This is a genomic window from Raineya orbicola (assembly GCF_002843425.1).
Lineage (GTDB): Bacteria > Bacteroidota > Bacteroidia > Cytophagales > Thermonemataceae > Raineya > Raineya orbicola.
The window spans coordinates 1-26,013 of the sequence record NZ_NKXO01000040.1 but is presented as its reverse complement, the minus strand read 5'-3'; the positions used below and the strand labels follow the sequence as shown (position 1 = coordinate 26,013).

General features: G+C 33.8%; 22 protein-coding genes, 1 pseudogene and 1 CRISPR repeat array. Of the genes and pseudogenes, 16 read left to right on the top strand and 7 right to left on the bottom strand.

What is annotated here, in order from left to right; genetic code table 11:
• From Rain11_RS14275 to Rain11_RS11410, 8 genes and pseudogenes are all read left to right on the top strand, one after another.
• Positions 1-116 (top strand): annotated as a pseudogene (locus tag Rain11_RS14275) (IS1 family transposase); the annotation flags it as partial.
• 23 nt (positions 117-139) lie between these two features.
• A complete protein-coding gene (locus tag Rain11_RS11440) occupies positions 140-367 on the top strand; it encodes a hypothetical protein (protein ID WP_101359503.1) in 228 nt (75 codons plus the stop codon).
• A gap of 5 nt (positions 368-372) precedes the next feature.
• Positions 373-1,428 (top strand): DUF4221 family protein, encoded by a 1,056-nt coding sequence (locus tag Rain11_RS11435; protein ID WP_101359502.1) that lies wholly within the window; start codon positions 373-375, stop codon positions 1,426-1,428.
• A gap of 449 nt (positions 1,429-1,877) precedes the next feature.
• Entirely contained in the window at positions 1,878-2,135 is a 258-nt protein-coding gene (locus Rain11_RS11430) for a hypothetical protein (protein ID WP_101359501.1), read from the top strand.
• Positions 2,136-2,214: 79 nt separating this feature from the next.
• Positions 2,215-3,303 (top strand): hypothetical protein, encoded by a 1,089-nt coding sequence (locus Rain11_RS11425; RefSeq protein WP_101359500.1) that lies wholly within the window; start codon positions 2,215-2,217, stop codon positions 3,301-3,303.
• Positions 3,269-4,210, top strand: a complete 942-nt coding sequence (locus Rain11_RS11420; protein WP_133121582.1) for a hypothetical protein — start codon at positions 3,269-3,271, stop codon at positions 4,208-4,210. The genes Rain11_RS11425 and Rain11_RS11420 overlap by 35 nt, the downstream gene beginning before the upstream one ends.
• A gap of 131 nt (positions 4,211-4,341) precedes the next feature.
• Positions 4,342-5,388 carry an efflux RND transporter periplasmic adaptor subunit gene (locus Rain11_RS11415; protein WP_165778131.1) on the top strand — a complete coding sequence of 349 codons (1,047 nt, stop codon included), beginning with the start codon at positions 4,342-4,344 and terminating at the stop codon, positions 5,386-5,388.
• Positions 5,389-5,391: 3 nt separating this feature from the next.
• Positions 5,392-8,553 carry an efflux RND transporter permease subunit gene (locus tag Rain11_RS11410; RefSeq protein WP_101359497.1) on the top strand — a complete coding sequence of 1,054 codons (3,162 nt, stop codon included), beginning with the start codon at positions 5,392-5,394 and terminating at the stop codon, positions 8,551-8,553.
• Positions 8,554-8,566: 13 nt separating this feature from the next.
• Here the strand turns inward: Rain11_RS11410 and Rain11_RS11405 are convergent, their stop codons facing one another.
• Genes Rain11_RS11405 through Rain11_RS11385 form a run of 5 tightly spaced genes read right to left on the bottom strand, consistent with a single transcriptional unit; the run spans position 8,567 to position 12,587 of the window.
• Positions 8,567-9,412 (bottom strand): metal ABC transporter permease, encoded by an 846-nt coding sequence (locus Rain11_RS11405; RefSeq protein ID WP_101359496.1) that lies wholly within the window; start codon positions 9,410-9,412, stop codon positions 8,567-8,569.
• Positions 9,412-10,227, bottom strand: a complete 816-nt coding sequence (locus tag Rain11_RS11400) for a metal ABC transporter permease (RefSeq protein WP_101359495.1) — start codon at positions 10,225-10,227, stop codon at positions 9,412-9,414. Before Rain11_RS11400 ends, Rain11_RS11405 begins: the two co-directional genes overlap by 1 nt.
• Complete coding sequence (locus Rain11_RS11395; protein WP_101359494.1) at positions 10,224-10,970, bottom strand: metal ABC transporter ATP-binding protein; 747 nt, start codon at positions 10,968-10,970, stop codon at positions 10,224-10,226. The genes Rain11_RS11400 and Rain11_RS11395 overlap by 4 nt, the downstream gene beginning before the upstream one ends.
• Positions 10,971-10,978: 8 nt before the next feature.
• Positions 10,979-11,905: a metal ABC transporter solute-binding protein, Zn/Mn family gene (locus Rain11_RS11390; RefSeq protein WP_101359493.1), complete on the bottom strand. Its 927-nt coding sequence runs from the start codon at positions 11,903-11,905 to the stop codon at positions 10,979-10,981.
• Positions 11,898-12,587, bottom strand: a complete 690-nt coding sequence (locus Rain11_RS11385) for a metal-dependent transcriptional regulator (RefSeq protein ID WP_101359492.1) — start codon at positions 12,585-12,587, stop codon at positions 11,898-11,900. The genes Rain11_RS11390 and Rain11_RS11385 overlap by 8 nt, the downstream gene beginning before the upstream one ends.
• 312 nt (positions 12,588-12,899) lie before the next feature.
• Here Rain11_RS11385 and Rain11_RS11380 point away from each other — a divergent pair, with 312 nt between their 5' ends.
• On the top strand, positions 12,900-13,715 hold the full coding sequence (locus Rain11_RS11380; protein WP_101359504.1) for a 2,3,4,5-tetrahydropyridine-2,6-dicarboxylate N-succinyltransferase: 816 nt from the start codon (positions 12,900-12,902) through the stop codon (positions 13,713-13,715).
• Positions 13,716-13,759: 44 nt separating this feature from the next.
• On the opposite strand, the gene Rain11_RS11375 is transcribed toward Rain11_RS11380, so the two are convergent.
• A complete protein-coding gene (locus Rain11_RS11375; protein ID WP_101359491.1) occupies positions 13,760-14,647 on the bottom strand; it encodes a 3-hydroxybutyryl-CoA dehydrogenase in 888 nt (295 codons plus the stop codon).
• Positions 14,648-15,011: 364 nt separating this feature from the next.
• Between Rain11_RS11375 and Rain11_RS11370 the strand changes: the two genes are divergently transcribed.
• From Rain11_RS11370 to Rain11_RS11350, 5 genes are all read left to right on the top strand, one after another.
• A complete protein-coding gene (locus tag Rain11_RS11370) occupies positions 15,012-15,488 on the top strand; it encodes a helix-turn-helix domain-containing protein (RefSeq protein WP_101359490.1) in 477 nt (158 codons plus the stop codon).
• Between the two features lie 107 nt (positions 15,489-15,595).
• Positions 15,596-16,852: a toxin-antitoxin system YwqK family antitoxin gene (locus tag Rain11_RS11365; protein WP_101359489.1), complete on the top strand. Its 1,257-nt coding sequence runs from the start codon at positions 15,596-15,598 to the stop codon at positions 16,850-16,852.
• Positions 16,853-16,942: 90 nt separating this feature from the next.
• On the top strand, positions 16,943-17,878 hold the full coding sequence (locus Rain11_RS11360; RefSeq protein WP_101359488.1) for a phosphoribosylaminoimidazolesuccinocarboxamide synthase: 936 nt from the start codon (positions 16,943-16,945) through the stop codon (positions 17,876-17,878).
• Positions 17,879-17,883: 5 nt separating this feature from the next.
• Positions 17,884-18,282, top strand: coding sequence for an STAS domain-containing protein (locus Rain11_RS11355; protein ID WP_101359487.1), 399 nt, complete (start codon positions 17,884-17,886; stop codon positions 18,280-18,282).
• 99 nt (positions 18,283-18,381) lie between these two features.
• Complete coding sequence (locus tag Rain11_RS11350) at positions 18,382-19,191, top strand: queuosine precursor transporter (protein WP_101359486.1); 810 nt, start codon at positions 18,382-18,384, stop codon at positions 19,189-19,191.
• Here Rain11_RS11350 and Rain11_RS11345 read toward each other — a convergent pair.
• A complete protein-coding gene (locus tag Rain11_RS11345) occupies positions 19,185-19,937 on the bottom strand; it encodes a TrmH family RNA methyltransferase (RefSeq protein WP_101359485.1) in 753 nt (250 codons plus the stop codon). The genes Rain11_RS11350 and Rain11_RS11345 overlap by 7 nt on opposite strands.
• Positions 19,938-19,974: 37 nt before the next feature.
• Here Rain11_RS11345 and tamL point away from each other — a divergent pair, with 37 nt between their 5' ends.
• A complete protein-coding gene (tamL, locus tag Rain11_RS11340) occupies positions 19,975-22,647 on the top strand; it encodes a translocation and assembly module lipoprotein TamL (RefSeq protein WP_165778128.1) in 2,673 nt (890 codons plus the stop codon).
• Positions 22,648-22,856: 209 nt separating this feature from the next.
• Positions 22,857-24,342: direct repeats of the CRISPR family, unit length 30 nt; unit sequence CTTTTAATCGTACCATTGTGGAATTGAAAT.
• Positions 24,343-25,282: 940 nt separating this feature from the next.
• A complete protein-coding gene (locus Rain11_RS11330; protein WP_101359482.1) occupies positions 25,283-25,897 on the top strand; it encodes a hypothetical protein in 615 nt (204 codons plus the stop codon).
• Positions 25,898-26,013 lie beyond the last annotated feature (116 nt).

Here is a 26,013-nt window from a genome sequence, read left to right as displayed (position 1 = left end):
CTAGAAATAGACGTTTTGTACGAAAAACTACTTGTTTTTCTAAAAAAGACAAGTACCACGAAGCAGCTATCAAAATTATGTTTCAACAATGGAATTATGACTATCATACATTCTGAACCACAGCCAAAATTTTACGGCAATGAAAAACAAACTCAAAAAACTCGGGGTGCTAGCGGTATTGCTGGCAAATGTTACTATCTTTGCTCCACAGAAGGTGGAAGGACAGGGAAAAATAACAATTGTAGTTGATGAAAATCCTACTTCAAATAATCGTAGGTATATTGATATTACCATTGGTTTTGTTAATATTTACGGTTGCATAGACCAAGCAGGAGATTGTTTAGCAACAATTGTAATAGGAGGATAACATATATGCCTTTCATAATACTTTTAATAGGTATTTTAGTTGTTTTCGTTTCTTGTAATCAGCAAGAAACGAAAACATTTACTTCAAAAAAAATCCGAAAGAGCATAAAACTTAATTTAGATTCAACCACTTCTGTAAGTATTCTTACTAATCAATACATAGAAAACAAGCATCATTTAGCTTTGCTGAATACTAAAAACAATAGTTTAGTAATTTATGATTTAAGTAGTTACAAAAAAGTAACAGAAATAAAATTTGAGTTAGATGGCGAAAATGCAGTAGGCAAAGTAAATAATTTTCTGTACATCAATCAAGATAGCATATTTTTATTGAATTCTTATGCATACAAATTATTTTTAGTAAATTATCAGGGTAAGATCTTAAGAAAATATTCGTTGATACGTGGAAAGATAGGAGATAATACTTCGCTGCCAATGGTTTTTCCATTCAATAATCCAATGGTTTTTTTGGATAATCGTTATTTATACATCAGTGCCACCCCTGACCGTAACCCTAATACAAAATTTTACTACCAAGCCAAAAATCTTTCTATTAAGTTAGATTTGATTATGCAAAATTACACTTACGAGCCTTTTTGGGGCTATCCTTCTAACTATCAGAAGAATTTTTATCCCGATACTTATCATCTTTATTCTCGCATTTTTATACCTTCTACCAAACAGTGGCTTTATAGTTTTTTTGCCTGTGATAGTTTATATACTACTAATGGGAAATCATTTTATGCAAGTTCTGATATGATTGGAAAGATTATCAGCTTCCCTAAACCAATCACCAACAGCTATGAAAACAACCAAATTGCTAATCAAAACAATTTTTTCACAAATATATACTACGACCCATACAGAGAAACCTTTTATAGAGTTGCGATTTTACAAAATCCTAATCAGAATAATGAACAAAAGTTTTTAATAATGAAGTTGTTTAGGATTGTAATTTTTTATTTGTTCTTTGTAAAAAAACAAGAAAAAAATGTGATTGTTGGATTAAAAACACCACCCCCAACCCCTCCTCAACGAGGAGGGGGGAGTTTTAAGTCCTAAAAATCAAAATTTCAGGAATATCTAATCTCCCCTCCTTTCCAAGGAGGGGATTAAGGGGTGGTTTTATCAAGTACAAAAAGATTATTTTTGATTCTAAAGCATAAATTTGGAAAACCTTTTTAATCCTAAACAACTTCAATTATTCTGAATAAAGATATAAAAAAAATTCAAGAAATAATTTTCAGACAAAGTGAAGGATATAATTTACTCAACGTTTTTTTCACTCCCGAGGGTATGTGGATACAACGCATTACCGACAACGAAGACGAATTAGTTTATGATTTGGTAGAATTTGTTTCGGAATGAAAATATGTAAAATTTTGTAGGGACAGGTCGCGACCTGTCCCTACAAAAAAATTGTAAAAAACACTGAAAAAGTTTGGAAATCTGATTTTTTTTTTTGCTTTGTTGCCGTTAAATTTATTGTTTCACCTTAAAATTTTACGGCAATGAAAAAGAAACTTAAAAAACTCGGGGTGCTGGTTTTGGTGTTAATGAACATTACAACATCAGTTGAGGCAAGTAGGTGGCGTACGGATTCTGAGTATACTGATCCGCTTACAGGATGCCATGTAAAACATCAAACCTGCGTTGCAGGTTTTGGTTTTGCTTTTTGTGAAGTAGGATCTACTAGAATTATTATGACTTGTCCACCATCTGGTAACCCTAATAGTGGCAATGAAGCATCTGTAGAACTAGCATCATAGTAATAAAAAAGTGAGCATAATTTTTCTTGCTCACTTTTAAGCAAAATTATTTCAAAACGAAAAGTGAAAGTATTTGAAAATGAATAGAAAAAAGTGGGGGTTATTTTTTATACTCTTGGTATGTTCTTGTAATTCGCAAGATACAAATACATTTTTAAGAAAAGAATTGAATTTTGAGGTATCACAAAAAATACTATTACAAACAGAACATAACTATCCAGGTTTAGAAACGGCTTTGTTTGGATTTTTGAAAAATGATTCAATTACATTTTCCTTTATTGCTGGTAATCTTAAAACACTACTGAAATATGACAAAAAAGGAAATTTAATTTATAAACTCGGAAAAAAGTACATTGAAAAAGACTTTCAATTACCTAATTTATCGCCTGTTGGATTTGATTTCTATGGAGACACAACCTTCCTACTGTTCCCTAATAAAAATATTTTCAAGATACATCAAAATAAAGTCATAAAAAAGATAACTCTACAAGTACCTTCTGATTTTATTATTTCCAGAAGTAACATTTTTTATTATATTCCCAAATATTCCCAATTCATTCTCTCTTGTGGAAAGAATTATGAAAATATGAGGGATTACTTTTCTAAAAATTCACCCATAAGTTTGTTTGATGCTGACGGAAATCTTGTCAAAAATATATGTAATTATCCGAAAGAATATGTGCAAGATGGCAAATATTTTCATACTTCTCTTACAACCACTAAAGGTTTTATTGAAAAAGACTATATTTATTTGTTTTTTGACAATTTCAGCGAAATTTTTCAATATGATTTATCAGGAAACTTAATAAAAACTATCAAGTTACCTGAAAGTAAATACAGAAATACAACCTTTAAATTTAGCAAAAATGGTTATGATGAACTTTCCCAAAAAGAAAAAAGCAATATAAAAAATGACGCTTACATTGGTGGAATATCCAAAGTCAAAAACAAAGACATTTTTTTCTACAGCTTTTATTCTCATCAAAAAAACAAAATAATTTTATGTAAGTATGATTTGAATAAAAACATTTTTTCTGAGACTATTCTACCTCCAATTGCTTCTTTTATTAGTTTGTTTCCAAATACTTTTCATAATGATAAAGTCTATTTTCTCTCTTTAAACTCTCAATCTGATGATGTTTATATTTATGAAGTACAGATGGATTAGTTTGTTTTTTTCGTTATTTGCTTTGAATTATGCATTTTCTCAAGATTTAGACCCCAAAGAAGCAAAAATTTTACAAAATGAGTATGGAGAAATAGTTTATGGGAATAAGCAATTTCCGATTATTGCTTTTTTTCAGCAAGATAGTCTTAAATATATTTATTCAGAACAAAAACGTAAAGTAGCTATTTTAGGGAAAAATAATACTATTCTGAAAGAAATAAGATTCAGCAGTAAAGATTTTACTATTCCCCGCTTTCAGCCTTATGGTAATGGAAAGATAATATTACAGAATTGCGGATTAGATAGCGATTACATTCTGATAGAAAAACAAACTTTAACTGCCAAAAATAGAAATTTTCTTAAAAAATCTAAATTGATTGGTTTTAAAGAAGTAGAAAATGGGCTTTTTCAGGTTCATCAGTATTTTATTACACCAAGTAAAACGCTTTCCAAAGTTATCTTGTACAATAGAAATAAAAAAATAGATACACTTTACAAAGATACTAAAACACGTGAAAATAGAAGCGTTAATGTTTCACCGAGATTTGATTTGCTATATTTTCGTGATAAAGTATATTTTTTCAATGCAGATCAAAGAATTATTTTAATATTTGAAGCCCAAACAGCAAAACTATTGCAAGAAATTGACCTAAAATTACAAGCTGATGAATACTTGAAAAGTTTTATGTTAAATTTCTATATAGATTTTACAACTGAAAGAATTTATTTAAGTGGAGTGATGGGAGGTAAAACCTATATTTGGGAGATTAAGGAAAATAATTTCATAGAAAGATATGAGGTACCTTTTCAAATATACTTAATTCATCAGATTTGTAATGATAAGATTTATTTTTCTCTACAAGCTGAAAAAGATGGATTATATGTCTATGAAAGAAAATTCAGATAAATGCTTCTTTTAGAAATAGGAAAAGTACAAAATGAAAATATGTAAATCGCATCCATACAAAAAATTGAAACTCTGATTTCAAAATTTTCTTTATCTTTACGCTTTGTTATGGCGTTTCTATGAAAAATCATTTGCAAAACTTTATTTTCATTGTATTTCTTTGTGCTTGCAGTTCCAATTCTGAAAACATCAAAGAAACTCCTGCCGCTAAGCTCAGCGAAGAAGTTTTGGAAGTAGAAATTCTGCCCGCTTTGCGTAAAAATTTCACTTATTCGCTTCAAAGCAATGGTAAAGTAGAAGCCCGAGAGCAGGCAATTTTACAATTTCGTACCTCGGGCTATGTAAAGCAGGTCTTGGTACAAAATGGACAATTTGTACAAGCCGGGCAAACCATTGCCATTTTAGACGATAGAGAAGCTCAAATCAATCTTCAAAAAGCTAAAAACCAGAAAGCTGTAGCCTACGAAGAATACCTCAAAGAAGCCATAGATTTTGGAGGCAATCCGAACTTGCCGAATATGGGCTTATCGGTAGAACTCAATGAGCGAATTTTAATTCGTAAGGGTGTACAAGCAGCCGAGTTGCAAATCAAAGAAGCTGAACTACAACTGCAATTCCTCACACTAAAAGCCCCTTTCACGGGTACTATCGCAGACCTTACGCTCAAAGCAGGAAACTTCATCAATAGCTCACAGGCGGTTTGCACCTTGTATAGCAGTGCTTTGCAAGCTGTGGTTGAAGTTTTGGAAACCGAAGTAAATGTCTTAAAAATTGGGCAAATAGCTGAAGCAAATCTTTTAGGTTGCACCGAAACGGCTTGCAAAATGCAAGCGGTTATCAGTGAAATCAATCCCAAAATAGGTACAAATGGCTTGTTTAGGCTGAAATTAGACCTGCAAAACCCTAAACAAGTATTTCTGGGAGCTAATCTGCAAGTGAAAATCTTTGTGCCACAAAAGGAGGCTCTGGTAGTGCCTAAAAAAGCAATTGTAATACGGAGTGGCAAAAAAGTTGTATTCACTGAGGAGCAAGGGCTTGCCAAGTGGCATTATGTGCAAACAGGCTTGGATAATGGCGAAGAAATAGAAATTCTGGAAGGCTTGAAAGAAAATGAAAAAGTGATTGTAGCGAATAATTTGCAACTCAATCACGACTCACCCGTGAAAATAAAGAAATAGTAGATGTTTTCCTCTTTTCGTGTCGTTTTTGTCTTTGTGGTGCTATCGGTGATGGGTGTAGGGCTTATTCCGCAAATTTCAGTGGATTTAATGCCTGCTCGCTATGAGCCGGTTTTACAAGTGAGCGTTTCAATGCCTCAAACCGACCCCGGCACCATAGAAGAAAAAGTAACCGCCCCGCTCGAAAATGCCTTTTCACAAATTCCACACCTCAAAAAAATAAGCTCTGTTTCGCGTTACAATTATAGTTCCATTAGCTTACAATTCGAGAACGCACAAGACTTGGCTTTTGCCCGCTTTGAGCTTGCCTCTATTATCAGGCAAATGTATGCAAAACTGCCTGCGAGTTGTTCGTACCCCGAAATTACACAAAGTTCGGAAGAAAATAGCCGAAAAATGCCTTTACTGGTGTATTCCATCAATGCCCCTTTGGTATCGCATCAAATCAAAAAAACAGCCTCCGATGTTTTCTTAAATGCTCTTTCGGGAGAGAAAAGTATAGAAAAAGTAGAAATCAGCGGAGCTGAAAACTTGCAAATTTCTATTCACTACCAAACCGAAAAACTGCTTACTTATGGCATCAGTCCCGAACAAATTTTACAAAAAATACGAAATCATTATCAGAACGACTACTTAGGACTTATCCATCAAAATCATCAGCAATTTTTTGTCAGAATTGCCCAAGAAAATATTAAACTATCCGATTTGGAAAATATTACCATTACTGAAATACACAACCCAACAAACGGCATTTCTCAAAAAATCTTGCTCAAAGAACTTGCATCAGTAGGTATAGAGGAACAAGAACCAACTGCTTATTTTCGTATCAATGGCTTAAACTCTGTGCGTTTGCTCCTCTATGCCCGCGAAGGAACGAACCAAATAGAAGTTGCCAAGACATTAGAAATGCGTGTGCAGGAACTTGCCCAAAACTTACCTTCAAGTTTTCAACTGATTTTAGAAAGTAATCAAATTGAAACACTTGCCCAAGAAATCCGAAAAAATCAAGAGCGGGCTATCTACGCTATTCTCATACTTGTAGCATTTGTGTTGCTTTGGTATAGAAACCTCTACCAAGTGCTTACCTTGTTTGCCAGTCTGGCAGTAAATTTAGCCTTGTTGGTTTTGATTTTGTACTTTTTCAAAATTTCGGTGCATCTCTATACTCTTGCAGGAATTACGGTTTCTTTGGGTCTTCTCATTGATAATGCCGTAATGGTTTTACATCACATAACTAACAAAAACACATCAAGAAAAAAGAAAAATTTCCTCAAAAGAGCCTTATGGGGAAATACTCTCGCTGTAATTGCTGCTTTGAGTTTAGTGTTTTTCCTGCCCGAAAAAGAAAGAATGAATTTGACAGATTTTTTAATAGTTGTTTCTTGCAACTTGTTTATTTCGTTGTTTGTATCAACCATTTTCACCCCTGCTTTGTATAGATTATTTTATGACCACCCCCTCCTTAAAAAGGAGGGGCTAAAGAATGTTGTATTTTCTCATAAAAGAAGAAACTTTCAGCTATTTTCTTGGTATGCTCGTGTGATAGGCTTTTTGCAAAGGTATCCTAAAACTTTTACGCTTTTTGTAGTTCTTTCCTTCGGAACGCCCATTTTTATGCTTCCTACGCAGGTGCAAGGCTGGGAGTGGTACAATAAAACGCTCGGTAACGAATGGTATTTAGAAAATATACGTCCGTATTTAGATAAATACTTGGGAGGAACTTTACGGCTATTTGCCTATAATGTGTATGAAAATTCGGGATATAGAAATTTGGAACGGACACAACTCTTCGTTCAAGCCGAAATGCCGATGGGAACGACCCTGCGACAAATGAATGAAGTCATCTTGAAGGTAGAAAACTATTTGCAAAAATCGCAAAAGCAAAATAAAGGTTTAGAAAAGTTTGTTACAAGCATTTACTCACCTCAATATGCACAAATTATTATATTTTTTGATAAAGATACGGAAAGAGGTTCTTTGCCTTACTTACTGAAAAATCGTTTGATAGCTCTTTCTTTAGATATGGGCGGAGTTACGTGGAACGTGTATGGCGTAGGAGAGGGCTTTAGTAATGCCACAGGCGAACAAATGGCATCTTTTCGGGTGGAAATGCGAGGTTACAATTTTGAAAAATTGGAGCAGCAAGCTGAAATTCTTGCTCAAAAACTGCTTGCCCATAAACGCATTCAGGCGGTAAATACCAATGAAAGAATGAATTATTTTGAGCGAAAAAGCAAAGAAATTCGCTGGGAGGTACTCCCCGAACATATGCAACTTGGCAAAGTGAGTGCTTTACAGCTGGGGAATGCCTTACGAATACGAAGCAAACCGAGTGCCTCACAAGGTTTTTTGTTGGCAGAAAATCAGTATTTGCCTTTGATGTTGAAATCGGTGAGTGCCGAAGATTTTAGCTTACAAGCGATGTCTTCGGAAATTATGAAAAACCCACAGACAAACAATAACTTCAAGCTGAATACACTCGGAAAAAGCAAAGAAGTTTTTTCACAAAGTGCCATCTACAAAGAAAATCGGGAGTATATTCGTTTGGTTTCGTTTGAGTATATGGGAAGTAATAAGTTTGGGCAAGAATTTTTGGATAAGAAACTGGCTGAAATGCGTTTAGAGATGCCCGCAGGTTTCAAAGCTACTCAACAAGAATTCAAGTTTTGGAGCAGAGAGCAAAAAAAACGGCAATATGAGCTTTTAGCGATTGTATTTGCAGGGATTTTCGTGGTGTGTAGCATTACTTTTGAGAGTTTTCGGAAGGCTTTTTTTACCCTGCTTACTATTCCTGTTTCATTTATTGGCTTGTTCCTGATTTTTTATGTTGGCAATTATTATTTTGACCAAGGGGGCTATGCTTCTTTTATTTTGCTTAGCGGTACGGTAGTGGCTGCATCAATTTTTATTTTGGTAGAATGGGATAGCCAAAGCCACAGAGCCAATTACCAGTTATTGAAAATTGCTTTTCGTAAATTTGTACCTGTACTAATCACCATTCTGACAAGTGTTTTAGGCTTTGTGCCATTTTTGTTGGAAGGGGATAAAGAGATTTTTTGGTTTTCATTGGCTTTGGGAAGCATCGGGGGATTGATAGCGTCTTTATTTGCTGTTTGGATTTGCTTGCCAGTGTGGTGTAAAGTAAAGCAACTTCAATCAATATAATTGATAGTATCATCTAAATTTTAATTTTGTTGATAAAACCAACCTTATTAAATATTACACTTAACATAAAAAAAATTCCCTGTACAATTACAATACTTGCGGCAGATGAGCCTCCTTGCCATACTGAAAAGTAATAGCCAATCACTACTGAAAAAATACTCACAATTAAACTAATAATTAACATTATTTGCAATCTTTTAGTAAGTAAAAAAGCAATAGCAGGGGGGAAGGCAAACATTGCCACTACCATCACTGAGCCTACAATTTCAAAAGACAAGATAGTAACTATCGTAACTAAACTTGTAAGAGCATAATTCCAAAAAGTAACATTCACACCTATACTTTGGGCAAAAGTTTCATCAAAACTAATAATAGATAAGGGACGAAAGGATTTCCATACAAAAAACAATACACCTATACCAACCACCAAAGCCAATGGAAAATTACGAGGCATTTCTGCCCAATCCAATGTATCAAAAGGAATATAAAGCATCTCTCCAAAAAGTACGCAGTCGGTATCTAAATCAGCTTGCTCACCGAAAAGTGTAACAAGGATAATTCCTACGGCAAAGAAAAATGTATAAACCGAGCCTAAAACTGCATCGTTACGATTACGAATTCTGCTATTAAGCCAATTGATGATAGAAACTATCAATAAGCCACACAATAAGGCAAATATTAAAATAAAGAGGTTGTTTTTCTCACCCTGAACGATATAAGCAATTGCTATGCCGGGTAGAATGCTATGAGATAAAGTATCTGTCAGCATTACCATTTGCCTGACTACTAAAAAACTTCCCAAAGCACTACTACTTAAAGCAAATAAACTCACAACTACTAAAATCCAAATGTCTTGCATTATTTTTTGTTATTTTTAAGAAAAAATACCAAAGCAATTAAAAAGCAAATAACTACTATCCAAGCACCTGTGGGGGTTTTAGGAAAAGAGTAAGAAAGAATTGTCCCTATAACTATGACCAAAATATTGATGCCAATACTCCAAACGAAAATTCTACTTAAATTCTTTTTCTCTATGATAATGGCAATAGTAGAAGGTATGATGAGCAAAGCAGAAAGCATTACTACTCCTACTGCTTGTATTCCGACCACAATAGTAAGAATACTCATAAAGGTTACTATGAAAGACGCCAATGAGGTTTTTACACCTATGCTTTCTGAAAATGTTCTGTCAAAAGATGTAAAAAACAACCATCTATAAGTCAAAAAGTTGATTGTAACAACTAAAAAAAGGACTATTAAAGCGAATAAAATATCTTCGGGCAATATAGAAGCCATTTTTCCAAAAATGAAATTTCCCAATCCTGTTTTGGCGGCATTTTTACTTTCTTGAATTTTTACAAGTAGCCAAAGCCCGCAGGCAAAGAAAAAAGAAAGAACCAGAGCCATTAAAGTATCTTTTTTCAGGCGGGTGTGTTTTGAGAGCGTATCCAGACTGACAAGCGAAAGCAATGAAGTTACAAAAGCTCCTAAAAGTAATAACCATAGTTTTTTTTCTTGAAAAAGCAAAAAGGCTATTCCTATTCCGGGTAAAACGCTATGCGTTACTACATCACTACGTAATGCCTCTTTTCGTAAAACTAACCAAACTCCCACTATTCCAGCGGAAATGGCAATGAACGAAGCTCCTAAAAGGACATATTCAAAGTTTGTCATTGTATCACAAAGGCTTGTTTAATACCATAAATCTGTTGTAGGTTTTCATTTGTTAGTACTTCTTTCGTTTCTCCTGATGTAATTACCTCTCCTTGTCGTATCATTAGCAGGTACTGAAAGTATTCGCTAATAGTATCAATCTGATGATGTACCATAACGATAGTTTTGCCTTCAGAGTTAAGTTTTTGCAGATTTTCAACAATAATCTCTTCCGTAACAGCATCAATACCTGCAAGAGGTTCATCAAGGAGATAAAGTTGAGCTTCTTGGGCAAAAGCTCTAGCGAGAAATACGCGTTGTTGCTGTCCGCCTGAAAGTTCGGCAATATGTTTTTGAGCAAAATCTTGCATTTTAACTTTTTCAAGATAAAATAGAGCTTTTTCTTTGTGTTTAGGACGAATTTTTCCAAACAATCCCGTTTCTTTGTAAAGCCCCATAAGTACTACATCAAGCACGGTGGCAGGAAAATCCCAATCTACACTATTTCGTTGGGGGAGATAGGCAATTTGGTGCCGCACTTCTTGCAGGTTATATTTTTCCCAAAAAAGAACCTCGCCGCTATCCACAGGAACAATTCTCATAATAGCCTTCAAAAAAGTAGATTTTCCTGAACCATTTGCCCCAATAATACCTATCATAAAGCCTTCGGGAAGGTCGCAAGAAAAGTCTTTTAACACCTGATGATTTCCATAACAGACTTGAAGGTTTTTTGCTTGTAATACTATTTTATTTTTACTTAACATAATTTTTATTATTTTAAGGCTTCTACAATTTTCTGCACATTGCTTTTGTACATTCCTATGTAAGTACCTTCGAAAGTACCTATAGCTCCCATAGCATCAGAATACAAACCTTCTATGACCTTAATTTTTTTTCCTTTGCTTTCAATTCCTTTCATCACTGCTTCTAAACCTTTTGAGGGGAGAGAGGTTTCTACAAATACGGCTTTGATATTATTTTGACTGATAAAATCAACTAAATCTTGTATATCTTTCAATCCATATTCGGCGGTAGTAGAAATTCCTTGGAGTGCTTTTACCTGAAAATTCCAAGATTTCTCAAAATAGCGAAAAGCATCGTGAGAGGTTATGAGTACTCTTTGTTTGGGAGGTATTTTTTCAATTTCATTTCTTACAAACTCTTGCAAGTTATTTAGTTGTTGAATATAACTTTTTTCTTTTTTTTGTATTTTCATTTTTTCTTTGGGAAATTCTTTTTGTAAGTTGCTACTAACAACTTTTACAACTTCTTTCCAAAGTTCAATATCAAACCATATATGTGGGTCGTGTATTTTATCAGAAACAGATATTAAATATTTTTTGTCTAATGAGTCTCCCACACTTACTACAATTTTATTTTTAGAAATCTTTTGAAAAATGAAATTCATTTTACCTTCCAAATGTAATCCGTTGTTTATTACAACTTTTGCTTTATTGAGTTTTCTTAAATCAATTTGAGAAAATTTATAGAGGTGTGGGTCTGTGCCTTCTCCCATTAAAAAATCCACTTCAAAAGTGCTATCTACCAAATTGATAACAACATCATACAACATTTGAGTTGTTGTAAGGATATATTTCTCTTTCACTTGAATATTCTGACAACTCGTTAAAACAATAAAAAACAAATAGTTGCAAAAAACAACTTTTAGATATACTTTAAAATTTCTCACTTTATTCATTGATTATTACTCCATAGATTTTATTAGAAACTTCTCTGGATAAACTAACAACAATATTCTTAAAATCTATTTCTACTTCCATAGAGTCATCATAGTTGTTTGTATCAACACATTTAATTTTAGAGCCAATCCTAATTTGTTTTTTATCCAAAAAATGAAGCAAGTTTGAAGAATCATCTTTAACACATTTTACTTCTAATATTTGTTGTCTGTTACAACTATTTAAGCAAATCCAATTTTTCATCTTATCTTCTGGAAATAATCCTCTTTTATCAGGAATAGGTTCGCCGTGCGGGTCAAAATCTGGAGAACCTAAATATTGATGAAGTCTTTCTATAAGTAAAGGGGAGTGTATATGCTCTAATTGTTCTGCTATTTCGTGAACTTCGTCCCAAGTAAAGTTGAGTTTATCTACTAAAAAAGTTTCCCAAATTCTATGCTTTCGTACAATATCTGTGGCAATTTTACGTCCTTCATCAGTGAGCTTTACTCCCTGATACTTGACATAGTCAATTAGTTGTTTTTGATGTAGTTTTTTTAACATATCACTTACAGAAGCAGAGTTGATACCCAAGTGTTTAGCGATGTCGCTAGTACTTATTTCACTGGAATAACCTGAAAACTTAGGGTAGGAGAGGGTGAAAATGGCTTTCAAATAGTTTTCTTCTGTAATACTTAGCATATTTTTCAAAATTTTTCAAAGTTACAGAAAAATAGGGATATTTCAAAATAATTTTAGACAAATCTAAAAATCAATAAAATTTACAAGTTTCAAATACAGATAGCAAATTGCTAAAATTTTAGCTAAAAATTTTAGCAATTTGCAAACATAAACTAACTTTGCTAAAATTGCTAAAATATAAAATATATTTTATTATCAGTGTTTATTTTGATAACATTGTTTATTTTTGATGTATAAAATTACTTTATCTTTTACTTTAAATGAACATAATTAAAAATTTGATTATCAATAACATAAAACAAAAAAAATATGATGAATTTACAAGAAAAAATCGAACAAATTTGGGCAGATAGAAGCCTTTTGCAAAACAAGGAAAATCAAGAAGCGATTGAACAAATCATAGCTCTGCTTGACGAAGGTAAATTGCGAGTAGCAGAGCCATTAGCAAACGGAGAGTGGCAAGTAAATGAATGGATAAAAAAAGCAGTTATTCTTTACTTCCCTATCCGGCAGATGCAAACAATGGAAGTAGGCATTTTTGAATTTCACGATAAAATACCTCTCAAAAAAGGCTTTGCTGAAAAGGGCGTGAGAATTGTACCTCACGCTATAGCTCGCTATGGTAGTTATTTAGCAAAAGGGGTCATAATGATGCCTTCGTATGTAAATATCGGAGCATACGTAGATGAAGGCACAATGGTGGATACTTGGGCTACCGTAGGGAGTTGTGCTCAAATTGGCAAAAATGTGCATTTGAGTGGTGGTGTAGGTATAGGAGGCGTTTTAGAACCCGTACAAGCTAGTCCTGTAATTATTGAAGATGGAGCTTTTATTGGCTCACGGGCTATTATTGTAGAAGGTGTAAGAGTAGGCAAAGAGGCTGTTATAGGGGCGGGTGTTACCCTTACAGCAAGCTCTAAAATTATAGATGTTACCGCTGAAACTCCTACGGAGTACAGAGGCTTTGTACCGCCAAGAAGCGTAGTGATACCCGGTTCTATTGCTAAAAAATTTAGCAGTGGAGAGTATTATGTTCCTTGTGCTTTAATTATAGGCAAACGCAAAGAAAGCACTGACCTTAAAACCTCGCTCAATGATGCTTTAAGGGAAAATAACGTAGCAGTATAGATAAATAAAAAAGCAGTTAGCCAACTAACTGCTTTTTTGCTTCTTTATTTCGTGAATTGCCTTGCCACTTTCAACTCTTTGGGGTTTGACCAGTCATAAAAGCCTTGTCCTGATTTTGCTCCTTTGTGCCCAGCTTGTACCATATTGACAAGAAGCGGGCAGGGGGCATATTTCGAATTGCCAAAACCCTCATAAAGTACATTTAGAATTGCCAAACACACGTCCAGACCAATGAAATCAGCTAAATGGAGAGGTCCCATCGGGTGAGCCATACCGAGTTTCATTACTTCGTCAATTTCCTGAACGCCTGCCACACCTTCCCAAAGCGTATAAATCGCTTCGTTTATCATAGGCATTAAAATTCTGTTGGAAACAAAACCGGGATAATCGTTTACTTCCACAGGAATTTTATCAATTTTGCGAGAAAGCCCTGTAATAATTTGCGTAGTTTCATCAGAGGTGAGATAGCCTCTAATAATTTCTACGAGCTTCATTACGGGTACAGGGTTCATAAAATGCATACCAATCACTTTCTCGGGGCGTTTGGTAGCGGAAGCGATTTTGGTAATAGATATAGACGAAGTATTGGTTGCCAAAATAGTATCAGGACGCGTGTGCGTGTCCATATCTGCAAAAATTTTGAGCTTTAGCTCTACATTTTCGGTGGCGGCTTCTACTACTAAATCAGCCTCTTTAACACCTTCGGCAAGCGAAGTAAAAGGAGAGAGGCGTGCCAGTGTTTCAGTTTTTTGAGACTCGGTGAGTGTCCCTTTCTTAATCTGTCTATCCAAGTTAGAAGCAATTGTTTGCAACCCCTTATCCAAAGCGGCTTGCGAAATGTCTATCAAAGCAACCTGATAACCATACTGAGCAAAAACGTGAGCGATACCATTGCCCATAGTGCCAGAGCCAATCACTGCGATTTTTTTCATATCTTTGTCCAGAGTTTATGAGTTAGAACTTGCTCAAAAATAATCAAAAAAATGGTAGGGCAAAGTAAAAAAAATCTTTTTTTCAAATTTTCAAAATTGTACTTTTTTAATATATTTACTTTTGTTTCAAAAGTTTGCTAAAAAAATTCATTAAAAAAGTTAAAATCTAATATTTTTAGTAAATTTTAGTATTTTTGACAAAAAACTGATTTTTAAGTTTTTACTAATAAAAAGTAATGCAGTTTACATTTGTAAATAGTAAAAAAATGCAATTTTGAAATTTAGTGAAAAAAGTTTACATTTGTAAATAAAACAAAACCAAGAGCTAAAGTTTACATTTGTAAATAAAACAAAACCAAGAGCTATGGAATTAGAAAGTAAAAATTTCAAAGAAGAAACATCTCTGGAAAATAAACAGAATGATGAAAGCCTAAACAAAGATTTTGCTGAACGTCTAAAAATTCTGATAGATATGAAAGGCATACAACCTTCGCGATTTGCTGATGAAATTGGCGTGCAAAGGTCAGGGCTTTCGCATATTATTGCAGGTAGAAATAAACCCAGCGTAGATTTCTTACAAAAATTAGTACAAAGATATCCTGATACAAATGTCAATTGGCTACTCACAGGAATAGGCGAGCCTATTATAGAACAAACAAGTAATAGTGAAATTTTAGAGAAAAATTCAGAAATTAGCACGGAAATTGAACAGAAAAAAGAAATTCCAATTCCAAACAAAGAAAAAGAAATTGAGCGAATTTTGGTTTTCTATGCAGATAAGACTTTTGAAACCTTCAACTTGTTTAACCCTTACAAAGTTAAAAATTCTGAAAACAAATAAGAAAAATTTTCTGAGTGTATATTACAGAAAAATCTAAATTTCAATATTTTACAATAGTTGTATAAGTTACATTATGTTAAGTAAAATAATCTAAAACCTTCCCCACTATGAAAAAATACTCTTTTAATATAAAAATTCTTTTGGTTTCTTTATTAGGATTTAGCTTCAACACTATTCAAAGTTTTTCGCAAAGTAGGCTAATGCGAGAGTATTATGATGATGAGGAAAAAAAGTTGAAACAGGAATATCAAGTTGATTTGGGCGATTCGGGTTGGGAAAAAAACGGCTACTATAAGAGCTTCTACCCCTCGAGCAGGCTCGCCGTAGAAGGAAACTTTAAGATGAATATTAAAAATGGTTGGTTTAGAGAATATTACGATACAACTTTTAATAGAAAAAATCCAATAAAATCACAAGTTTTTTACGAAAATGGAAAGAAAAAAGGCTTGATGTGTGTCTTTAATCTTACAGGAGATACGCTCCAAAAAGCCACTTTTGAAAATGACCAAATTGTTGGAAAGGTTTTGACATACCATAACAATGGCAAACTGCTTCGTGAAGGAAATTTTGTAGAAGGACTGCCCGAAGGTGTTACAAAAGAATATTACGAAAATGGCAAGATTTTCAAAGAATTAAGTTTTGTAAAAGGGCAAATGCACGGAATATCCAAAACTTTTTATCCTTCGGGAAATTTACAATTGGAGGAAACCTATCAAAATGGCTTAAAAGAAGGCTTACAAAAGGAGTTTTACGACCTTCCCTCCTCACCTATTATGCTTGAATACACTATGATAAATAACACCAAAGATGGTATAGAAAAACTTTATTCTGAACAAGGTAAAGTAATTGCCGAGAACACCTATAAATCAGGTATTTTACACGGGAAAGTACGTAAATGGGATAAAGAAACCTTACAGCTTATCTATGAAGCTACCTACGAGAAAGGCTACCGAATAGGCAAAGAAATTGAAAATTATCCTGATGGAAAACCCTACCAAATTAAAAATTATAGTAACTTTGAGCAAAACAAGTCTGTGGTAGTCTATGCACGCACAGGGGAAATGATTTTCGAAGGAAACTACCAAAACAACCTGCTCAATGGTCTTGTAAAAGAAAGTAAAGATGGCTTCCGTAGCGAAATTACTTACCGAATGGGTAAAAAAGACGGAAATTTCAGTGTGTATTATCCCAATAGCCAGTTGCAGAGCAGAGGACATTATGTAAATGACTTACTTAATGGAAATTACGAAGAATATTACGAAAATGGCAGAATCAAAATCAAAGGTACTTACCGAATGGGTAAAAAGGTTGGAAAATGGTTTCTATATGATGAAAATGGAAAAGAAACTATTGAAAAGTTCTGAATACCTTTGAAATTTATTAGTGTTTAGTAAATAAACTCTTTACTAAAAAAAATATCAAAAAACTTATTTTCAATATATTACTAAAAAGCTATGTCTATTCAAGCAACTAATTTCCAACTACCCCAGCAAGTAGGTTTTTATCAAGGGAAAGTAAGAGATGTTTATTATTTAGAAAATAACCAAATGGTAGTGGTAGCTACCGATAGAATATCAGCTTTTGATGTTATATTACCACGTACTATTCCTTACAAAGGACAAGTCCTTAATCAAATTGCTTGGGAGTTTTTGGAAGCAACTCGTGATATTCTACCCAATTGGGCAGAAGCTTCACCACACCCGCAGGTAACTATCGGTAAAAAATGCGAACCCTTTGCCGTAGAAATGGTAATAAGAGGGTATTTGGCAGGACACGCCGCTCGCGAATATAAAGCAGGTAAAAGAAACCTTTGTGGCGAAAAACTTCCCGAAGGCTTAAAAGAAAATGACCTTCTGCCCTCTCCTATTATTACGCCTACTACCAAAGCCAAAGAAGGACACGACGAAGACATCAGTAAAGATGAAATCATAAAACGAGGTTTGGTTTCTGCGGAGCATTATGAGCAACTGGAATACTACACAAAGGCTTTATTCAAAAAAGGTACAGAAATTGCTAAACAAAAAGGGCTTATTTTAGTTGATACAAAGTATGAGTTCGGATTGTATGAAGGAAAAATTTTTTTGATAGACGAAGTACATACGCCCGACTCTTCACGTTATTTTTATGCCGATACTTACGAAGAAAACCAACGCAAAGGCTTGCCACAAAGACAACTTTCCAAAGAATTTGTACGTCAGTGGCTTATTGAAAATGGCTTTCAAGGTAAAGAAGGACAGCAGATTCCTGCTATGACAGATGAGGTCGTAGAACACATTGCCAAGCGTTATCAAGAACTTTATGAACAAATTTTAGGAAAAAAATTCGTACCTTGCAATAATTCTCTTAAATTTATCCACGAAAGTATTATTGAATACCTAAACAAAAGCTAAATAGTATGGTTACACAATCTATTTTTGAAATCAGAGAAGCAGAAAAGTATTATTTGCTAAAAATTTTAGCAAATAAATTAGATGCTTCCAATGCTTTGGAAATCAAACAAGCAGTGCTTGGCTTAAAAGATAAAAATGTCAAAAATCTCATTATCAATCTTAACGATGTTAAGTACATAGACTCTTCGGGTTTGAGTGCTATTTTAGTGGCTCATAAAGTTTGCACAGAAACACAAGGAATAATGGTTCTTTGTGGTGTGAGCGAACACGTTTTGAAACTTATTAAAATTTCGCAGTTAGATAAGGTTTTAGATATCCTCCCTACCGAAGAAGAAGCCGTAGATGCCGTTTTTATGAAAGAGTTGGAAAAAGAATTTGGGGCGGAAGATGAATTTACGGAGTAATTCAAACTTTTTCAGAATTCTATTGTTGTAAAGTCTGACTTTTGTCGGACTTTTTTAGTTAATTTAAGACAAAATAAAAAGTTGATAAAAACAACCTTTATGCAAAATATCACTTCTTACGAAATAAATAAGGAAATCATCTATCAAACTAAAAAAAGAAATCTTTACTTCTTGCTTGGAGCAGTTGTTATTACCAACGCTTTAATGGCAGAAATGATAGGCACTAAAATTTTTTCATTAGAAAAAACTTTGGGCTTCCCTCCTGCTCAAATCTCATTATTTGCCGATTTTCTTTTAGACTTCAATTTAACTGCGGGAGTTGTTTTGTGGCCTGTGGTTTTTGTTTGCTCAGATATTATCAACGAATATTTTGGCGTTAAAGGTGTAAGGCAAATCAGTTTTATTACCGCAGGCTTAATTTTGTATGCTTTTGCAACCATTGCTATTGCTATCTATCTACAACCTGCCGATAATTGGCTTCAATATAATTCAGTTGATAATAACAACCAAAAATTCAATATCAATTTCGCCTTTGAAAAAATATTCAGTCAGAGCAATAGAATTATTTTGGGTTCACTTACGGCTTTCATAGTTGCTCAAATTTTAGATGCTTATGTTTTCTACCGCTTACGAAAAATTACAGGTAGTAAAAATATTTGGTTGAGAGCAACAACTTCTACACTTATTTCGCAATTGTTTGATAGTTTCATTGTTTTATTTGTAGCATTTTATCCTCAATTTACCTTTTTTGAAATCATATCAATTGGCATTATCAACTATATTTACAAATTCGTCATTGCAATTCTGATGATACCTATTCTGTATCTTATTCATTTTACAATTGAAAGATATTTGGGTTACGAATTTTCCAAAAGAATGGTGCAAGAAGCAGGTCATATAACTCAATGACACCTCTGCAAGAAATTATCTACAATAATTGCCGTAGCGATAGCAACATTCAAAGACTCTGCCCCTCCTTCCATAGGACGAGGTATGCTGATTTCCTGCTTAACATAAGATAAAATATCTTCGCTAATTCCTCTTGCTTCATTGCCCATTATCAAAATGGCAGGTCTTTGAAAACTTGTTTCATAAATGCTTTTTCCTTGCAGAGTACTCGCGTAAATCAATGCTTCGCTGAAATTTTTAACGCAATATACTAAATAATTTTTCAAGTCTGTATAAAAGCACCGCACTCGCAAGAAACTCCCTTTACTCGCATTGATAACTTTTAAGTTGTATAAATCAACCGATTGGTTGTTACATACAACTTTTTTCACTCCGTACCAATCACAAATTCTCAAAATTGTTCCTAAATTACCGGGGTCTTGAATATTGTCCAAAGCTACAATTAAATCGTTTTCGGGAACAAGCATTGTATTTTCATATTGCCTTACAACCGCCAAAGCCATCTGATTATTTTCCATTGCACTAATTTGAGCGAGTTCCTGCGTGCTTACCAGTTCAAAATTTAGTGAAACATCAGGATTTTTTTTCAGAAATAAATCGCTCACAAATAGTTTTTCTACATAAAAACCTGATTGCAAAAGCTCTAAAATAGGCTTTTCCCCCTCCACCAAAAAAAGTTTTTCCACTTCTCGGTATTTTTTTTGATGTAAAGACTTAACAAGTTTTTTCCATTTTTGCGAAATCATTGTTACTTTGCGTGTGTTTATGCTTCAAAATTTTTCTATGAAAAAATATTTGTGTGTCATATTCAATGTTTGCTTACTCTCGGGTTGTGCTTCTTTTCTGCCTTCGGATTACATTCTCTATAAACAAAGCATTAAAGGAAACAAAAACATCAGTACCGAAGAACTGGAAGCCCTTTACAGACAAAAAGTAAATAGAAAGCTGTTTTACAAATTTATGCCCTATGCCTCTATTTACGAAAGTAGCCGCAGGCGTGTAGAAAAACAAAGGCTCAAAGATAGCACTTTGCTTGCCGAATATGCCCAAAAAATTGAAAAAAATCCTGAAAAAATAAAAGAATTGCAAACAGAACTGAACGAAAAACGTAAAAAAAACGCCTACATAGACTATCGTTTAGAAAGTATGCGTGCCTATTACGATAAGCTATTACAGGAAAGTCTCAAAGATGAGAAAAAATACAATAAAATCAAGAAAAAGCGAGACAAAAAAATCGCTAAATTAGAATTAGAAAAAGAAAAAGGCACTTTCCGTATGCGTGCCATAGGTGAGCCTTTTAGCATTTACAATCCTGAAAACATAGAGAAAACCCGCAAAGAAATGCAAGAATACCTTTATATCAAAGGTTTTTTTGCAGGTAAAGTAAGCTATAAAGCCGATTCGGCAGTTGTAAAACTCGGAAAAAGTGCCGTAAAAACTATCAATGTTACTTATTTCGTTCAAGAAGGCGAACCACATCGCATTGATAGTATTTACTACGTAACCGATAACGAAATCATAGATTCGCTCATCAGATACTCTCCCAGTAAGCTAAAAGTAGGACAAATCCTTGAACGTGATAAAGCCCTACAAGAACGAGAGCGTATCGAAAAACTGCTTTTAGAAAATGGTTTTTATCGTTTTGATAAACAATATATTGTTGTACAAGTAGATACAAGTATTACCAAAAAAGAAGAAGTATTTACAGGCGAAACAATGGATAGCGAAATACTTGTGAAAAAGAAAAATTTAGCTCATATACGCTTCATTATCAACAATCCGCAAAAACGAGATACTTCATTCATTCAGCAAAATACCGTAGGAAATGCCTTATCTCAAATCTATTTAGACGAAATTTTAGGTAGGCATATTCAGTACAAAATCAATAAAGTTTATTTCATTGTAAAAGATGAAACCGTACTGAACCCCAAAGATACCTCACAAAAAGGTTATTTTTTCCCTACCAAAGAACCCGATAAAGCTATCAAATTCATTCATCTTACGCCTCAAAAAGAATATTCTCCTAAAATTCTTTACACCAAAGTGCTTTTGCGTCCTAATACCCCCTACCGCAAATCTATTTTTGACCAAACGGGGCATAATCTTTCCAACCTAAACCTTTTCAAGTTTCGTAGCTTGCAAACCCGCGACGATAAACGAGGCGGTTTGGATATTGCTATTCTTGCCACTCCCAATGATAAATTTGAAATGGTCAATGAAATTGGGGGGTCTATTGCTCAAAACGTACCCGGACCTTTCTTTAATACTTCCTTGAAAATCAGAAATTTATGGAGTGGTTGTGAGATTTTGGAAAATAATTTTCTTTTTTCTATTGATGGGCAAGCCAGCTTTATCAATTTAGGCGAAGTGTATCGCACCACGCAAATCAGCTTTAATTCTACTTGCATCACTCCATTACTTTTCATACCCGGTAAAATCAAGTACAAACCCGCTATCAATGCACTTGCTCCTACTACTCGTTTCAACGTGGGGGTATCTTTTGTTCGCCGACCCGAATATGGCAGGCGGAATTATCGTTTGGCTCTTACCTACAATTGGCATAAATTCCCTTTCAAAAATTTTGGCTTCTCCCCTGTCGATTTGAACGTTATCAATACTTACCGAAAAGATGAACGATTTACCAAGCTATTAGAAGATTTCAGATTGCAAGGAAATAATCTGGAATTGAGTTTCCGTAATGCTCTGATAACAAGTTCGCATTTTTACTACGAATATAATAACATCAATCACAGAATAAACACCTCTCAGTACTACTGGCGACCTACCATAGAGTTGGGCGGTACTTTACTAAACTTTTTTAATCAAGAATTTTTGGAAAAAAATAAACTTTTCGGGTTAGAATATTTTAAGTTTTGGCGTGTTTCTACGGAGTTTAGGTACTATCAGCCGCTTTCGGCTCAAAAAAATAGTCATTCTAAAATTGCTTCTCGTTTGTTTTTGGGGATTGGCTCGCCTTATGGGAGTTCGGAGGTTTTGCCTTATGAAAAATTTTTCTTTTCAGGGGGAAATACAATGCGAGGCTGGATACAGCGACGGCTGGGACCCGGTGCTTACTCGCCACCCGATAGCCTGATAAATGTTGAAAAGCAAGGAAATATTATTTTGGAGGCTAACGTAGAATGGCGATTTAGAGTTTGGAGTTTTTTTCATAGTGTTTTATTTGTTGATCTGGGGAATATTTGGACTTTACAAGATGTGGGTTTTGCAGGAGGAAAATTTAGCAGAGATTTTTACAGGGAACTGGGCGTAGCAACAGGGACAGGATTACGAATGGATTTTACTTTCTTGCTTATTCGTATTGATTTAGGGTTAAGGGTGTTTGACCCCGCCCGACCCGCAGGTACTCGTTTTGTTATGAATGAGGTACGCTTGCGAAATCTTTTTGGAGGAAGCAACTTTGCTCTGATTAACGTAGGCATAGGTTATCCGTTTTAGAGTCGTCGAACACTGTTCAGAAGTATACTGTGCTTATTTAGTATAGCTAATTTTAGCCCTAAAAATGGCTTAATATCCTGATTTTCAGCGAGTCGTCGATCTCCAGGGAAAATCCTATGATTGGAGATCGACGACTTTTTTGTAAAAATTTTTCAAAAAAAATTTGGAAATTTCATTTCTTTCGCATACCTTTACAACGAAAATAACGCCTTTTAATCGTACCATTGTGGAATTGAAATCTTTTTCCTTCGTTCCAGTAAAACTCCCAACGCCACTTTTAATCGTACCATTGTGGAATTGAAATCTTGCGTAAATTCTAAATATTTCGGGGCAACATTTGGCTTTTAATCGTACCATTGTGGAATTGAAATAAATGCGTGTAAATTGCATAACGAAAGCTGTCGCAACTTTTAATCGTACCATTGTGGAATTGAAATTTGAATTTTGTTTTTTGTTTCTTTTATTTTGATTTCGCTTTTAATCGTACCATTGTGGAATTGAAATTTACAAAAGGTATCTGCCTTTTATGCACAAGTTGACTTTTAATCGTACCATTGTGGAATTGAAATGAAAAACAAGAAAAAAACAACAATACAGACACAAAAGACTTTTAATCGTACCATTGTGGAATTGAAATGGCGAAAAAAAATTGGTAAAAACTGTATTCCTTATCTTTTAATCGTACCATTGTGGAATTGAAATCTGTTTGAGTGTTTAATACTGCTCACTTTTAGACCTTTTAATCGTACCATTGTGGAATTGAAATGCCTGTTGCAGGCAATTTCTATTGCTTCGTAAGCTTCACTTTTAATCGTACCATTGTGGAATTGAAATTAATCATTGAACAATATTTAGAAGTTTAAATAGTTCTTCTTTTAATCGTACCATTGTGGAATTGAAATCTTGAAGTATCAGTTTGCAGGTACACACATAGCACTACTTTTAATCGTACCATTGTGGAATTGAAATCCGCATACGAACGCAAATTGCAACTGCACTTCTTGCCTTTTAATCGTACCATTGTGGAATTGAAATGCTCCTACTTGGTTCGGCACGGCAGGAAAGCACACGCAACTTTTAATCGTACCATTGTGGAATTGAAATATCAATAAAATAATATTTGAAAAGGGAAACTGCACTTTTAATCGTACCATTGTGGAATTGAAATTTGTAGAGTTTTTCTACAAATGTGCTCTCCATTCTCGCTTTTAATCGTACCATTGTGGAATTGAAATTTTACTTGCTTCATCTTAAAAACGTCCTCTCTATTCTTTTAATCGTACCATTGTGGAATTGAAATCTTCTACAAGAGGGATTATGTAACCTCGCTCTGTGAGCTTTTAATCGTACCATTGTGGAATTGAAATCTCTTTTTCTTATTTTGGCTCTTTTTGGCAACTTGTGCTTTTAATCGTACCATTGTGGAATTGAAATTATTTTACTTTCAGTGTTTAAGTATAAGTCGGGGTCTTTTAATCGTACCATTGTGGAATTGAAATACCTCAGCGGGGAAGGAATTTCTACAAACAATCCAACTTTTAATCGTACCATTGTGGAATTGAAATAAGAACGCAGACAAAAACGCAGAAAAGAGCGACAACTTTTAATCGTACCATTGTGGAATTGAAATTTAGATGATGTTTTAACATCGTTTACTTTTAGACCCTTTTAATCGTACCATTGTGGAATTGAAATTTTGATTTGTAGAGAGACAGGAGGCAGGAGACAGGACACAGGACTTTTAGTCGTACTATTGTATTAAAATCTATCTACTATCTACTAATTACTATCTACCAACTCTTATATCGTACCATTGTGGAATTGAAAGAAAAATTGTACATTTGCACGCGAGGGAGAGTTGAAACTCCTTCCTAAAAGAAAAAGCTTTATATTTATTTTTCTTAAAGCAAAAAGAACCAAAATTTCTTAAAGAACTTGTAAAACACCAGGAGGAGATTAACTTACTTTATCGGCAAAATGCTTATTACGAAAATCCGAAAAAGTTAGAATACACTATTCAAAGGCTTTTAGATCCTCGTGAAAATTCTATCAAAATGGTTAAATCCTTTGATTGCTCATCATTATTATATTACAGGTAAAAGGTTAAAGGAAAAGTTTCAGAAAACTTGTTATTGAGGAATAAAAAAGTTGACAACCTTGCTAACTTTTTATTTTTAGAAAATTTTACTTTATCTTTGTAAGGAATTTATGAAAAAATAAGTCCAGAAAGCAAGTTTACAACAAAATACTTTGCAAAATTAAAAGTTTCACAAAGTTTTGTTTTTTTATTTTTTTTGTATTATTGTGTTTTTATATAAATTAGCTCTATGAATGAAGATATTTTTTGATAAGTATTCTCATGGAGGTTATGGGAGTACTTTATTGGATCCCCGTTGGAAAAGAAAAAGATTAGAAATTATTGAGAGGGACAACTATCGCTGTATTATTTGTAAATCCGATAAATTTTTAGAAGTTCATCACAGGCAATATCATTTTTCTAAATCTAAAAATTCTTTCAAGTATCCTTGGGAATATCCTTCACATTTGATGATTACACTATGTAGAAGGTGTCATCAGAAAGGACACAGGCTTTACAAAGTACCTATAAAATACATTGAATAAAAAGCAAAAATTTATGGGATTGTTTAACTTTTTTCGCTCTATTCAAAAAAATAAAAATCATAATATTAACGGGTATTACGATGCCCCTACAAGGGATACAACTGAAATACCCGAAGAAATATTCATAGAAAAAACTAATAATAAAGAACAATCTAATGATGGTAAAGAACAACCTGTTAATAATGTTGTAATTGTAAAACATAACCTGGTAGGCATAGAAGAAATTTTTGAATATATTCAAAAAGACCTTTCAGAAGATGGCTATAAAGACGCTTTCAGTGTTACTGATGAAGTTTATAAATCAGAGGGTGTAAAACGCATTAAATCACAACTAGAAATATTGCTAAAACAGACTGAAACTTATTATCTTAATATATTAAAAAAAATAGATTATACTATTAAACTTCGTGCTCGTATGGGGCTAGCTAATTTGGTAGAAGAAATGGAAATTCAAAAAAACGTTATTGAAGATCACTTAGAAATAATAAATAAAATCAGACAAGATATGCATAATAACACAGGACTTGTTCAAAATCTTATTCTTTCGTATGAAAGAGGCTTTACAAAAGGAGTAGCTGCAATTACTTATTCCAAGGTATTTGGAAATAATAATAATAACGTGAGTTAAGCGGCAATATCTTGAAAAAGTTCAAAATTTGTAAGTAGATTTTTTTCTTGAAAATCTCTAATAGTGGGCTTTTTATCTAGGAATTTGTAGGCAATAATTCCAGACCACAAATTGAC

Excerpts from the sequence above, each read along its gene's own strand:
- Rain11_RS11440 (WP_101359503.1), top strand. The coding sequence starts at position 140 with ATGAAAAACAAACTCAAAAAACTCGGGGTGCTAGCGGTATTGCTGGCA.
- Rain11_RS11435 (WP_101359502.1), top strand. The coding sequence starts at position 373 with ATGCCTTTCATAATACTTTTAATAGGTATTTTAGTTGTTTTCGTTTCT.
- Rain11_RS11430 (WP_101359501.1), top strand. The coding sequence starts at position 1,878 with ATGAAAAAGAAACTTAAAAAACTCGGGGTGCTGGTTTTGGTGTTAATG.
- Rain11_RS11425 (WP_101359500.1), top strand. The coding sequence starts at position 2,215 with ATGAATAGAAAAAAGTGGGGGTTATTTTTTATACTCTTGGTATGTTCT.
- Rain11_RS11420 (WP_133121582.1), top strand. The coding sequence starts at position 3,269 with ATGATGTTTATATTTATGAAGTACAGATGGATTAGTTTGTTTTTTTCG.
- Rain11_RS11410 (WP_101359497.1), top strand. The coding sequence starts at position 5,392 with ATGTTTTCCTCTTTTCGTGTCGTTTTTGTCTTTGTGGTGCTATCGGTG.
- Rain11_RS11405 (WP_101359496.1), bottom strand. The coding sequence starts at position 9,412 with ATGCAAGACATTTGGATTTTAGTAGTTGTGAGTTTATTTGCTTTAAGT.
- Rain11_RS11400 (WP_101359495.1), bottom strand. The coding sequence starts at position 10,227 with ATGACAAACTTTGAATATGTCCTTTTAGGAGCTTCGTTCATTGCCATT.
- Rain11_RS11395 (WP_101359494.1), bottom strand. The coding sequence starts at position 10,970 with ATGTTAAGTAAAAATAAAATAGTATTACAAGCAAAAAACCTTCAAGTC.
- Rain11_RS11390 (WP_101359493.1), bottom strand. The coding sequence starts at position 11,905 with ATGAATAAAGTGAGAAATTTTAAAGTATATCTAAAAGTTGTTTTTTGC.
- Rain11_RS11385 (WP_101359492.1), bottom strand. The coding sequence starts at position 12,587 with ATGCTAAGTATTACAGAAGAAAACTATTTGAAAGCCATTTTCACCCTC.
- Rain11_RS11380 (WP_101359504.1), top strand. The coding sequence starts at position 12,900 with ATGAATTTACAAGAAAAAATCGAACAAATTTGGGCAGATAGAAGCCTT.
- Rain11_RS11375 (WP_101359491.1), bottom strand. The coding sequence starts at position 14,647 with ATGAAAAAAATCGCAGTGATTGGCTCTGGCACTATGGGCAATGGTATC.
- Rain11_RS11370 (WP_101359490.1), top strand. The coding sequence starts at position 15,012 with ATGGAATTAGAAAGTAAAAATTTCAAAGAAGAAACATCTCTGGAAAAT.
- Rain11_RS11365 (WP_101359489.1), top strand. The coding sequence starts at position 15,596 with ATGAAAAAATACTCTTTTAATATAAAAATTCTTTTGGTTTCTTTATTA.
- Rain11_RS11360 (WP_101359488.1), top strand. The coding sequence starts at position 16,943 with ATGTCTATTCAAGCAACTAATTTCCAACTACCCCAGCAAGTAGGTTTT.
- Rain11_RS11355 (WP_101359487.1), top strand. The coding sequence starts at position 17,884 with ATGGTTACACAATCTATTTTTGAAATCAGAGAAGCAGAAAAGTATTAT.
- Rain11_RS11350 (WP_101359486.1), top strand. The coding sequence starts at position 18,382 with ATGCAAAATATCACTTCTTACGAAATAAATAAGGAAATCATCTATCAA.
- Rain11_RS11345 (WP_101359485.1), bottom strand. The coding sequence starts at position 19,937 with ATGATTTCGCAAAAATGGAAAAAACTTGTTAAGTCTTTACATCAAAAA.
- tamL (WP_165778128.1), top strand. The coding sequence starts at position 19,975 with ATGAAAAAATATTTGTGTGTCATATTCAATGTTTGCTTACTCTCGGGT.
- Rain11_RS11330 (WP_101359482.1), top strand. The coding sequence starts at position 25,283 with ATGGGATTGTTTAACTTTTTTCGCTCTATTCAAAAAAATAAAAATCAT.